Raw genomic sequence first — 12,208 nt, 5'->3', positions numbered from 1 at the left:
CCTGATGAACACCGCAACACTGGCTCGGCGCGGCCTACGCTGCGTCTGGATACTGGGCCTCGGCGCTCTGCTCTCGACGAACGCACTGGCCGCGGAGCCCGAGCGTGACGAGGTGCGCGAGCTGCCGCGCGGCCACTATGCGCTACCCGAGGAGGGTAACGTGATCGGCGAGAACTACACGGTGACCGTCGAAGAGGGCGACACCCTCGTCGATATCGCTCGCGAGCACAACGTGGGCTACGAGGAGATCCGCATGGCCAACCCCGAGGTCAGCATCTGGGCGCCCTACGAGGGCACCGAGGTGAAGATCCCGGGCCGGCGCCTGCTGCCCGAGGCCCCCCGCGAGGGCATCGTGGTCAACCTCTCCGAGTTGCGCCTCTACTACTACTCCGAGGAGGGCATCGTCGAGACCTACCCGATCAGCGTCGGCCGCGAGGAATTCTCCACCCCCGTCGGCGTCACCAAGACCACCGTCAAGGTCAAGGATCCCGCCTGGTCGCCGCCCGCCTCGATGCGTCGCGAGGCCGCCGAACGCGGCGAGCCGGCCCCCGAGGTGGTGCCGCCGGGCCCCGACAACCCCCTGGGGAGCCACGCCATCCTGCTGGGGATCCCCAGCTACCTGATCCACGGCACCAACAAGCCCGAGGGCGTGGGCATGCGCGTCAGCCGCGGCTGCATCCGCATGTTCCCGGAGGACATCGAGTCGCTCTACGAGCGCGTGCCCAGCGGCACCAAGGTGAACATCATCGACCAGCCGTTCAAGGCCGGCTGGTCCGATGAGGGCGTGCTCTATGCCCAGTCCTACCCGCAGCTGGAGGAGAACCAGGGCAGCTTCGAGCCGCTGATCAACGCCATCGAGACGGTGACCCGCGCCTTCGGCGAGGAGCAGCCGCCGGTGGACTACGCCCGACTGCGCGAACTGGTGGAGGCCCCCGACGGCCAGATCGTCTCGCTGCTGCAGGCCGCCAGCGAGGAGCCCACGCCGGCCGAGCCCGAGCCGCCGGAGCTGTTCGAGGAGCTCCAGGTCAGCGAGCGATGAGCGCCTAGCGCTGGGCGCTGCCCGTAGGACCTGCGCTGACTAACGAGAAAACCCCGCCGAGGCGGGGTTTTCTTTTACGGCAGAACCGCCATCACCCCAGGGTGATGCCGGCGCTCCTGCTTACTTCTGCATGGAGCGCTGGAACATGCGGTTCATCTCGTCACGGTTCTGCTCGGACATCTGCAGAGCCGCCTGGGCGTCACGCTGTGCCTGGTTGGCGGTGTTCTGCGCCTGAACCGCGATGCTGCGGGCCTCGGCGGCGTCAGCCTGAGCGGTCTCGGCGGTCTGACGGACCTCTTCCAGGGCGCTGTTGGAGGCACAGCCAGCCAGAACGGCCAGAGAGGCAGCGGCGGCGGTCAGCTTCAGGGTGGTCTTCAGAGTCATGGTGTTCTCCTCGGTCTTCCTTGGTACTGCGTTGGTGAGTGCCTGACTTCAGGCTTCCTTCCTGCGGATGCAGGCTATTCTGCAGCGACTTGTGCTGACAAGCACAGGAGTCAAACGCTGTTTTATTATACGCAACGGCGCTTGTCCATCGCTTTCAACGTCCCTTGCGCATGTAACAGCCTAGCGGATCACGACGCGCGTGCCAATGCCGATCACGTCGGCCAGGCGCTCGATCTGGGCATCGGTCACCGCCACGCACCCCTGGGTCCAGTGGAACTGGCGATGGATATCAGGATCGCCCTTGCCGACACCGTGCAGGCCGATGAACCCGCCCAGTGCGGTGTCCTGGGGCGGATAACCGTGGCGGCGATAGTAGCTGAAGTAATCGTCGTAGTCCTGCTGGGTATAGACGCCCTCGTCGAGCGCCACCCGGGCATGGGTGGGCGTCGGGTAATCGAGACCGATGAAGATGTGCCAGTCGCTCTCGTGGTTGAAGCGATTGACCCGGAACTCGCCCATGGGCGTCGCATTACTGCCACGCCGACGGGTGAGGCGAGCGCCGCCGCGCCCCAGGGAGATCGGCGCGAAGCGCTCCAGCTCGCGGTTGCCGTTATAGACGGTCAGGGTCGCCTGACGGTCGTCGATCAGCACCCAGCGCTCGCCGGCATGCCGCGGCAGGTGGGCACGCTCCAGCTGGGTCTCGATCAGGTTGGCCCGGGCCGGGTCGGCGCCGAGCACCACCAGGGGGGCGCCCAGGGCCAACTGGGCGAAGCGGCGTCGCGAGAGGGATGTCATCTTGGTCCGGTTCACAAGGTTAGGGTCACCCCGCCGCCGAGTACGGCGACGGGCGTCGAAAATCCGCTGACGTTTATAGCGCAAAAGCCCCTCTCTTGTCAGCTGTTCCCTCGAGCCGACAGCTATCCCAAGGGACGCCTCAGGCCGGCAGGATCGCCCCCATGCGCAACACCTCGCGCAGGGAGGTGATCCCCTGCTCGGCCTTGGCCAGGCCTTCCTGCAGCATCAGGGTCTCACCGCGTTCCACCAAGGCACGGCGCAACCGGGACTCGTCGGCATGGCGCATGATCAGGCTGTGGTCCTCGGCGGTGGGCTGCCACGCCTCGAACACCCCCGTGCGCCCGCGGAAGCCCAGGCCGTCGCAGTGGTCGCAGCCGACCGGCTGCCATGCCTCCTCGGGCAAGTGCATGTCCATGGCGTCGAGCCATACGGCTTCCCGCTCGGGCAAGGGGCGACGCTCCCGGCAGTGCGTGCAGAGCCGCCTGACCAGCCGCTGCGATACCACCAGGCCCAGGTTGGCGCCGATCTCAGCATCCCTCAGCCCCAGCTGTCGCAGCGAGGAGACGACCCCCACCGCATCGCGGCTATGCAGGGTGCCCATCAGCGAGCGACCACTGCCCGCGACGTTGAGGGCAGCGCGCGCGGACTCCGGATCACGAATCTCACCCAGCAGCACATAGTCCGGATCGAGGCGCAGCAACGACCGCGCGCCGGAGGGGAAGTCCAGCCCCTTGGCCTCGTCCACCTGCACCTGGTTGATGCCGGGAATCTCGTACTCCACCGGGTCCTCGAGGGTGACCACGTGCCCCTCCTCGAGACGCAGCTGGTTGAGCAGGGTATAGAGGGTGGTGGTCTTGCCGGCGCCCGTGGGGCCGGCCACCAGCAGCATGCCCCCGGTGGCATCCATCCAGCGCCGGATGCCGTGGGCCCCCTCCTCGCCGATGCCCAGCGACAGGGTATCGTGGAAGGTGGCCGGCGGCGCCAGGAAGCGGATCGCCAGTTTCTCCCCCGCCACGCAGCCCACCGCCGTGACGCGCAGGAAGGCTTCCTCGCGTCCCTCCTCGCCCGGCGGCCAACTGAAGCTGCCGTCCACCGCTGTCATGGAAGGCACCGGGTCGAGGCCCGCCAGCACCTTGAACTGGTTGGTGAGGCGGGCTCCCAGCCCGGCATCGACGCGCAGCGCCTCGATCACTCGGCCATCGATCCGCAGACGAATGCGCAGGCTCTCTTGAAGGGGATCGAGGTGGATGTCGGTGGCCCGGGTTCGCAGGGCGTCCTCGAGCAGGGCATGGGCTTCCAGTACCTCCTCGCCGGACCCGGCGGGGGCCTCGATCAGGGGCAGCAGGCGGGGCAGTAGGCGCTGCCCCAGTAACGGATCATCGGGCATGGAGTCCTCCGGCGTACGAGCCCCGTCGGGAGCGGCCCCCTACAGCCCAGGTGCAAGGCGCCCATCCTGCCCGCCGGGATGATGCCACCGGGTCAGCCGGCAGCATACGTGGCCTCGTCTTCAGTCCTGGCGCATCACGGTGAAGATACTCTGCAGCATGTCCTTCTTGCCGTAGAGGTGGACGGTAGTCTCGTCGAAGGGGAAACGCTCCAGGAAGGGGCTGTGACCGTTGAAGCGCGGCTTGTGGGAGTTGATCATCGCCGCCATCAGCCGCTCGCGGTTGGCCTTGCCGCACAGCCCCACCGAGTACCAGAGCTCCTCGCCGGGCCGCAGGAAGGCGTGCCAGCGCTCACGCGTCTCGTCGTTCTGGATGCCGAAGCGGGCGCTGCGGTGCTCGCCCACGCGGAGCAGCTCCTGGACCGCCATCTCCTCGCTTTCGGGATCCCGGGCGGCACGCAGCACACAATAGATGCCCGATTCGTCCGGGGCCTCCTTGAGGTTGGCATCCGTCCAGTAACCGAGCATCTTGGGCGACAGGATCTGTTCGGTCATGTTCGTCTCCTTGGTCGTCGAGGGCCCGTCGCCGGGCGCCTGTCTTCATCCTAGCCAAGGCGACGGCGAGCCGCTCGACGCCTGTCAACGACCGGAGGGCGCTACCACTCCTCGCTGGTCTGGCGCAGGGCCGCGATCTCGGCCTTGGCCTCGCCCAGGCACCACGCCAGCTCCTCGGCCAGTGCCGCCCCGCTGCCCACGGCGATCAATCCCTGGGCGGCACCGCTGCGGCGGCGGGCCACGCCGTCACTCTCGTGCAACGCCGCGAGCCTGGCGAGTAGCCAGGCGAGCCAGCTGTCCTCGCGGGTGGCCAGCTCGCGCAGGCGATGCAGCTCGGCGATGCCGGCGCCCTGGGGGCCCAGCAGCTCGCGCCAGTCGTGGCGCTCGAGGGCGGCATGCTCGGTTACCTCGCGCAGCAGCGATTCCAGCGCCAGCTCGGTGAGCGCGAGCGCTCCCTCCTCGCCGGCCATGCGCCGCGCCTCGGCGTGCTCGTCGTCGCCGGCGGGCGTCTGGAGCAACAGTTCGGCCTGGTAGAGCAGTTGGTTGGTACGGGCTCTCGGGGTCACTTGCGCTTGTCCTCCACCTGCCACTTGCCGCCATCGAAGGTCGCCTTCCAGCCGGTGGCCTTGCCGTCCTCGTCGGTCATCACGAACTGCTCCTTGGCCTTGCGCGAGAAGCGGATCTGGGCGGGGCGGCCGTCCGGGTCCTCGCTGGGGGCATCCAGCAGGTAGCGATACTTGTCGGGCAGCTCCTCGGCATGGGCCTTGAGCTCGCGCACCAGCGGCGGGCGGGTCTCGCGGTTCTTGGGGAACTTGCTCGCCGCCAGGAACAGGCCGCTGGCCCCGTCGCGCAGCACATAGTGATCGTCGACCTTCTGGCAGGCCAGCTCCGGCATGGGGATGGGGTCCATCTTGGGCGGCGCCACCTCGCCGTTGCGCAGCAGCTTGCGGGTGTTCTTGCACGCCTCGTTGGTGCAGCCGAAGTACTTGCCGAAGCGCCCGCTCTTGAGCTGCATCTCGCTGCCGCACTTGTCGCACTCGATGGTGGGCCCGTCATAGCCCTTGATGCGAAACTTGCCCTTCTCCACCTCGTGGCCGTCGCAGTCCGGGCTGTCGCCGCAGATGTGCAGCTTGCGCATCTCGTCGATCAGGTAGCTGTCCATGGCCGTGCCGCACTTGGGGCAGCGGTGCTTGGCACGCAGCGCATCGGTCTCGGCCTCCTCGTCGGCATCGGCGGCCACCGCCTCCTCGCCCGGCAACAGGTCGATGGTGGTCTTGCAGCGCTCCTTGGGCGGCAGGTTATAGCCCGAGCAGCCCAGGAAGACCCCGGTGGAGGCGGTGCGGATCTGCATCTTGCGCCCGCAGCTGGGGCAATCGACGTCGGTGGGCACCGGCTGGTTGGGGCGCATGCCCTCCTCGCTCTCGGCCTCGGCGAGCTCCTTCTTGAACTCGGCGTAGAAGGCGTCGAGCAGCCCACGCCAGTTGCGCTCGCCCTCGGCCACCTCGTCGAGGCTGTCCTCCATGCGCGCGGTGAAGGAGTAGTCCATCAGGTCGGGGAAGGACTCCTTGAGGCGCTCGGTGACGATGTCGCCGAGCTTCTCGGCATAGAAGCGGCGGTTCTCGAGCCTGACATAGCCGCGATCCTGGATGGTGGAGATGATCGAGGCGTAGGTGGAGGGCCGGCCGATGCCGCGCTTCTCCAGCTCCTTGACCAGACTCGCCTCGGTGTAGCGAGCCGGCGGCTTGGTGAAGTGCTGCTGCGGATCCAGCGCCTCGAGGCGCATCGGCGTGCCCTCGGCCAGGTCGGGCAGCGCCTGGTCCTCGTTCCGGCCGGCGGGCTTCATCACCCGGGTATAGCCGTCGAACTTGAGCACCCGACCCTTGGCCTTCAGCTCGTAGCCATCGGCCTCCACGGTCAGGGTGGAGGACAGGTACTCCGCCGGGGTCATCTGGCAGGCCACGAACTGGCGCCAGATCAACTCGTAGAGACGCTCGGCATCGCGTTCCATGCCGGCCAGGTCGGTGGCGCGACGGGCGACGTCGGAGGGACGGATCGCCTCGTGGGCCTCCTGGGCGCCCTCCTTGCTGGAGTAGCGGTTGGGGGCCTCGGGCAGGTAGCGGCCGCCGTACTCGTCCCCGATGAAGTCGCGCACGCTCTCCACCGCGTCCCGCGAGAGGTTGGTGGAGTCGGTACGCATGTAGGTGATATAGCCCGCCTCGTAGAGCCGCTGGGCGAGCGTCATGGTCTTCTTGACCGAGAAGCCCAGCCGGCCGCTGGCGGCCTGCTGCAGCGTCGAGGTGATAAAGGGCGCGCCCGGCTTCGAGCGGGTCGGCTTGTCTTCACGCGCGGTGATCGCAAGCGCGGCCTGGCGCAGGGCCGCGATACGCTCCAGGGTCTCGGCCTCGGAGGTGGGCCGGAAGGCCCGGCCGTCCTGGCGCACCAGCTCGAAGCGGATCGGTTCCCCGCCTGACTCACCGGATCGCGCGACCAGGTCGGCGTGGACGTCCCAGAACTCCTCGGGCACGAAGGCGTGGATCTCGCGCTCGCGCTCGACGATCAGGCGCATGGCCACCGACTGCACGCGGCCGGCGGAGAGGCCGCGGGCGACCTTGGCCCACAGCAGCGGCGAGAGCATGAAGCCCACCACCCGGTCGAGGAAGCGCCGCGCCTGCTGCGCCTCGACCCGCGGGATGTTGAGGTTGCCGGGATCCTGGAAGGCCTCACGGATGGCGTTCTTGGTGATCTCGTTGAACACCACGCGCCGGTAGCGCGCCTCGTCGCCGCCGATGGTCTCGCGCAGGTGCCAGGCGATGGCCTCCCCCTCGCGGTCGAGGTCGGTAGCGAGATAGACGGCATCGGCCTTGTCGGCGAGCCTCTTGAGATCGGCGACCACCTTCTCCTTGCCGGGCAGGATCTCGTAGGTGGCCTGCCAGCCGTGCTCGGGGTCGATGCCCATGCGGCGGATCAACTGGTCCTGGGCCTTCTGCTTCTTGTACTCCGCCTTCTCCTCCGGCGACATCCTGCGCGTGGCCGCGGCCTGGCGGGCGCGCTCCTTGGGGTCGGAGGCCGCCTTGCCCGAGCCGCTGGTCGGCAGGTCACGGATATGACCCACGCTCGACTTCACGATGAAGTCGCTGCCGAGATACTTGTTGATCGTCTTGGCCTTGGCCGGCGACTCGACGATGACCAGTGACTTGCCCATAGTGCTCCACAAAGTGTCGATGACACGGGCCCGCAGCCCTTGCCTGGAGATTGCGTACCGTCCTGTCGGGCGGCGAAAAATGCGCTTACCCTACCCCAGCGCTCGGCGTCACGCCAGTCGTGAGCGCCCGCCGGCCCTCTGACCCTAGACCGCCGACTCCGCCCGGGCAAGACCGGCGCTTACGACGACGCCCCCGCCGCACGGGGCGACGGGGGCGTCGAAGACACGAGTCACGGGGCGGCGCTCAACGCCGGCCGCCGCCCTCCGGCTTGCGACGCGTGGGGTTGCGCTTGCGCGGGGAACGGGGGGTCGCCGCCCCGCCCTTGCCGTCGGCGGCCGCGCCGCCCTTGGCACGGGATGAGCGGTCGGGCTTCGACTCAACGTTCTCTGTGGTATCGGCGTCGCCATCCGCCTCGGACGCGACCGGCTTCACGGGCTCCTCCGCCGGGCGTGACTCCATCAACTCCTCCACGCTGCTGAAGGCCAGCGACTGGGCCTGGGCCTGATGGCCGACCCAGTCCTCGGCCTCGGCACGCGCCTCGGCCTCGAGCAGCGGCGCCTGGTCGATGGCCTGTTCGAAAAGCGACCGCACCCGGACCAGGCGATCGGCCGAATGCGCCGTGAGTTCGCCGCTCGCCGCCAGCACGTGCTCGATATGCTCGAGGTGCGCGGCGATCTGCTCGGCCGTCTGGCCGTCGAGCAGCGCGGGCAGCGCCTCGACGGCCGCCTCGCGATCCAGCTTGAGGATGAAGAACTGCTCGCGCATGAGGCACTTGAAGTCGGCCAGCGACAGCTGGGGCTCCAGCTCGGCATGCGAGGCCCGGAGCCGCTTGAAGTTACGCTCGTCGGTGGAGGGGGCCCCGCCCAGCACGTAGATCAGGGCACGGATCACCGCCTCGTGGCTACCGCCGGCAGCGATCTTGGCGCGAAGCTCGTCGCGGCGCCGCTCGATGAAGCGTCGATGCTCCGGCTCGGCCCCCGGGCGGCGGTGATGCGCATGGGCGTCGCCGCCCAGCCCCACCAGGGACTGCAGCAGCGGCTGGCCGTAGACGTCCAGGAACAGCCGCTCCGCACTGCCATCGCGCAGGTCGCGCCAGGCATCGAGGCCGCGGGTGATCTGGCCGGAGACGATGTGCTCGAGCACTCGGAAGAGGTTGTCCTCGTCCACCGGGTGGCGATCGGCGCGGATTCGATCGGCCAGCACCGGGATCGCCGTCATCAGCGGATTGCGATCCGAGAGCAGCCGATAGCCCAGGCGATTGGGATGCATGCGACGCATCCAGCGCGCCGACTCGGGGGTGGCCAGGGCGCGTATCCAGGGCTGCACGAAGAGCCGGTAGAGCCCCAGGTTGATCTCGGAGAGCCGCGCCACCGTGGCGAAGCGCCGGTCATCCTCGGCCAGGGGCTGGACTTCCGCATCGAGCTCCTCGACGCTGCGCGGGGTGAATTCCAGCAGGTAGTCGCGATCGATCAGCTCGGCGTCGTCGCGCTGGGCGGCCTCGGAGATGGAGGTCTCGTAGAGGCCCGGCGGCAGCACGTCGATGTAGTCCATGTTGGCGGTGAACTCGACGTGCTCCTTGCGCGACACGCTGCCGGACACGAAGATCCCCAGGTGGCCGGTGGTATCGTGGACGCAGTAGACGATGGTCTGCTCGTTGGCGACGATGTCCTCGGTACCTTCGTAGAGGTCGCGCACCCAGCCCAGCGCCTGGGGCGGCGGGGTGATGTCGTCGCCCCGGGAGCAGAACACCACCACCGGCGAGCGCACGTTGCGCAGGTCGATGCGCCGGCCGTCGGAGGTCACCAGCTGGGCGGTCGAGAGGCGATTGCCGACGAAGAGATTGTCGACGATGTACTGGATCTCGTCGCCGCCCAGCACCACGTGGCCGCCCCACCAGCGTTCGAACTCCAGGTAGCGCTCCGCCTCGGTGTCGATGTTGGCGTAGAGCCGGTACTGCTTGGTCCACCAGGTATTGGCCGGATTGAGGCGCTCGAAGTTCTGCACCAGCCAGGCGCCGTCGAACTTGCCATCGCCCAGATCGCTGAGCATCGCGGTCGTCCAGCTGCCGCTAGTCATGCCACCGGTGTAGCGCATGGGCGCGCCACCCCGTTCGCCGGCCCAGTAGGAGAGCGGGGCGCCGGCGATGAGGATGGGGCCGAACAGGTGGGGCTCCAGGGAGGCGGCCATCATGACCTGCCAGCCGGCCTGGCAATTGCCTACCACCATCGGCCTCTCGGAGAGCTCGGCATGGCGCTCGTTGACGTGACGCAGGAAGGCGACCTCGGCCTCCACCACGTCCTCCACGGTCTGCCCCGGCTCGGGAAACGGCAGGAAGCCGATGAAGTAGCAGGGATGGCCGGCGCGCAGCGCCACGCCGATCTCGCTGTCAGGCTTGAAGCCGCCGATCCCCGGGCCGTGACCGGCACGGGGATCGACCACCACGAAGGGGCGCATCTGCGGGTCGGTGGGCTGCCCCTCGGGGGGCCGGATGCGCAGCAGTTCGTAGTTCACCGGCCGCGGCAGGTCGCGACCGTCGAGCAGCACCTCGGTGTCAAAGCCCAGCACGCTGGGCTTTGTCTGCTCGAGGTGTTCCAGGTATTGATTGCCGCGCACACGCATCACGTCCATGAACAGCACGCTGCGCTCGACGGCATCCAGCCAGTAGCGGCCGGCGGCACGCCCGAACCCGAACGGGTCCAGCAAGGAGAGCGCGTCGGCCGGAGGGGTCGGCATCGGAAGGTTCATCACGGGCTCCTGGCGTTGGCGGTCAGGGAAAGGGAGATCACATGGCGATTCGCCAACGCGCTTTGCTGCGTTGCAATATAGCGCATATCCGATCACACGACGAGTCTTGTAGAACTATCGCCAGGGCAAATGCAGATGCCCATAGCGAGGAGCGCCGGGGACAAGCCGAAGAGGAGATTACCGTCTCCCCCGAGCGATGCCGATATCTGCGATTGTCCTGATGAGTCCTGTCTCTTCCATGCCGAAATGTGCCAGCTGTGGTAGATTAGGCAGCGATTTCCAGAAACCATCAGCAGCGCGCCACGCGGGCCCGGCCGGGTGATCCCCGGCGACGATCGTCGTATCGGCCGTCACGGCCCGGGCAGACGCCGAGCGGAGGGGCTCACACACGCTATGAGCGACAGGACCTCGAAACACGTCTCCAGCGGCGAGAAGTTCCGTACCGAGCACGGCTTCGCCGCCATCAAGGACGGTATCAAGCAGAGCAGGCAACAGGCCGAGGGCGGCGACCCGGGCCGCAAGCCCAAGTGGCTACGCGCCCAGATCCCCGGCGGCGAGCGCTTCGAGGCGGTCAAGCGCAACGTCAAGGAGCATCGCCTGAGCACCGTCTGTGCCGAATCGCACTGCCCCAACATGGGCGAGTGCTGGAGCAACGGCACGGCGACCATCATGCTGATGGGCTCGGTGTGCACCCGCGCCTGCCGCTTCTGCGCAGTAGACACCGGCAACCCCGGGGGCTGGCTGGATCCCGAGGAGCCGACCAACACCGCCGAGTCGGTGGAGCTGATGGGGCTGCGCTACGTGGTGCTGACCTCGGTGGACCGCGACGACCTGGACGACGGCGGTGCCGGCCACTACGCCGACTGCATCCGCGCCATCAAGGCCAACACGCCCGAGGTGGTGGTCGAGGCGTTGACCCCCGACTTCGACGGCACCCATTCGGCCATCGAGCGGGTGGTGGACTCCGGCCTGGAGGTATTCGCCCAGAACGTCGAGACCGTGGAACGCCTCACCCGGCGGGTGCGCGATCCCCGCGCCGGCTACCGTAAGACCCTCGACGTGCTGGCCCACGCCAAGGCCTACAAGCCCGCGGTGCTGACCAAGACCAGCCTGATGCTGGGCCTGGGCGAGACCGACGAGGAGATCCTCGCCACCTTCGACGACCTGCGTGCCATCGGCGTGGACATCGTCACCCTGGGCCAGTACCTGCGCCCGACCCGCAACCACCTGCCGGTGGAGCGCTGGGTCAGCCCCGAGGAGTTCGAGCGCTATCGCCGGCTCGGCCTGGAGAAGGGCTTCATGGAGGTGGCCTCCGGCCCCCTGGTGCGTTCCAGCTATCGCGCCGACCGGGTGTTCGAGAAGAACAACCTGGGCCTGGCCGCCCCCGCCGAGGTACCCGGCCAGGAGCCCGACGCGAGCCGCATTCCCGCCATCAACGTCGGTTGAGCGCCGAGCACTCGGCGCTGCCCAACTCCCGCCCCAGCTCCAGGGCCAGGCACTCGGCCAGCGCCTCCCCCACCGCCTCGACGCCGGGGCGGTCGTCCACCAGGTCGGACAGGCGGGTCATGGCCATGCCGGCATGGCCACAGGGGTTGATGCGCTGGAAGGGCGCGAGGTCGCCGTCGACGTTGAGCGCCACGCCATGGAAGCTGCCGCCGCGGCGGATGCGCAGGCCCAGCGAGGCGATCTTGGCCTCGCCCACGTAGACGCCCGGGGCATCCGGGCGCGCCCGGGCCTCGACACCATGCCGGGCCAGCAGGGCGATCACCGCGTTCTCCAGACCGCTGACCAGGTCGCGCACGCCGAGCCGGGCGCGGCGCACGTCGATCAACGGGTAGAGCACCACCTGCCCGGGCCCGTGGTAGGTCACCTGGCCGCCGCGGTCGGTCTGTACCACCGGGATGTCACCCGGCATCAGCAGGTGCTCCGGCCTGCCGGCCTGGCCCTGGGTGAACACCGGATCGTGCTCCACCAGCCAGAACTGGTCGGGCGTGTCGGCGCCGCGGCTGTCGGTGAGCTCGCGCATCGCCTGCCAGACGGGCTGGTAGGGACGCCGGCCGAGACGATGCAGCTCGACCGGCGGCAGGACGTTCGGCGCCATCC

The 12,208-nt window shown here is 68.6% G+C and carries 10 protein-coding genes; 2 read left to right on the top strand and 8 right to left on the bottom strand.

The window, feature by feature from the left end:
* Positions 1-4: 4 nt before the first annotated feature.
* On the top strand, positions 5-1,039 hold the full coding sequence (locus tag QWY80_RS03625) for a L,D-transpeptidase family protein (protein ID WP_290229336.1): 1,035 nt from the start codon (positions 5-7) through the stop codon (positions 1,037-1,039).
* A 120-nt stretch (positions 1,040-1,159) separates the two neighbouring features.
* Here QWY80_RS03625 and QWY80_RS03620 read toward each other — a convergent pair whose 3' ends face one another.
* The 7 genes from QWY80_RS03620 to QWY80_RS03590 all read right to left on the bottom strand — a co-directional run bounded on the left by QWY80_RS03620 (position 1,160) and on the right by QWY80_RS03590 (position 10,105).
* Complete coding sequence (locus QWY80_RS03620; protein WP_290229335.1) at positions 1,160-1,423, bottom strand: Lpp/OprI family alanine-zipper lipoprotein; 264 nt, start codon at positions 1,421-1,423, stop codon at positions 1,160-1,162.
* Positions 1,424-1,603: 180 nt separating this feature from the next.
* On the bottom strand, positions 1,604-2,218 hold the full coding sequence (locus QWY80_RS03615) for a L,D-transpeptidase family protein (RefSeq protein WP_290229334.1): 615 nt from the start codon (positions 2,216-2,218) through the stop codon (positions 1,604-1,606).
* Positions 2,219-2,357: 139 nt separating this feature from the next.
* Complete coding sequence (locus tag QWY80_RS03610) at positions 2,358-3,605, bottom strand: GspE/PulE family protein (RefSeq protein WP_290229333.1); 1,248 nt, start codon at positions 3,603-3,605, stop codon at positions 2,358-2,360.
* A gap of 120 nt (positions 3,606-3,725) precedes the next feature.
* The gene (locus QWY80_RS03605) at positions 3,726-4,157 is read right to left on the bottom strand and encodes a hypothetical protein (RefSeq protein ID WP_290229332.1); all 432 of its coding nucleotides are present in this window, start codon (positions 4,155-4,157) and stop codon (positions 3,726-3,728) included.
* Between the two features lie 101 nt (positions 4,158-4,258).
* Positions 4,259-4,723, bottom strand: a complete 465-nt coding sequence (locus QWY80_RS03600) for a DUF6586 family protein (RefSeq protein ID WP_290229331.1) — start codon at positions 4,721-4,723, stop codon at positions 4,259-4,261.
* Positions 4,720-7,359 (bottom strand): type I DNA topoisomerase, encoded by a 2,640-nt coding sequence (gene topA, locus QWY80_RS03595; RefSeq protein WP_290229330.1) that lies wholly within the window; start codon positions 7,357-7,359, stop codon positions 4,720-4,722. The genes QWY80_RS03600 and topA overlap by 4 nt, the downstream gene beginning before the upstream one ends.
* Before the next feature lie 244 nt (positions 7,360-7,603).
* Positions 7,604-10,105, bottom strand: a complete 2,502-nt coding sequence (locus QWY80_RS03590) for a DUF3141 domain-containing protein (protein ID WP_290229329.1) — start codon at positions 10,103-10,105, stop codon at positions 7,604-7,606.
* A gap of 393 nt (positions 10,106-10,498) precedes the next feature.
* On the opposite strand from QWY80_RS03590, the gene lipA reads away from it, so the two are divergent.
* The gene (gene lipA, locus QWY80_RS03585) at positions 10,499-11,551 is read left to right on the top strand and encodes a lipoyl synthase (protein WP_290229328.1); all 1,053 of its coding nucleotides are present in this window, start codon (positions 10,499-10,501) and stop codon (positions 11,549-11,551) included.
* Here the strand turns inward: lipA and lipB are convergent.
* Positions 11,538-12,206 (bottom strand): lipoyl(octanoyl) transferase LipB, encoded by a 669-nt coding sequence (gene lipB / locus QWY80_RS03580; RefSeq protein ID WP_290229327.1) that lies wholly within the window; start codon positions 12,204-12,206, stop codon positions 11,538-11,540. The genes lipA and lipB overlap by 14 nt on opposite strands.
* Positions 12,207-12,208 lie beyond the last annotated feature (2 nt).

It is taken from the genome of Halomonas ramblicola (genome assembly GCF_030409215.1).
Classification (GTDB): domain Bacteria; phylum Pseudomonadota; class Gammaproteobacteria; order Pseudomonadales; family Halomonadaceae; genus Halomonas; species Halomonas ramblicola.
Note: the sequence above shows the minus strand (reverse complement) of the source record. Positions and strands in the feature narration are given on the sequence as shown.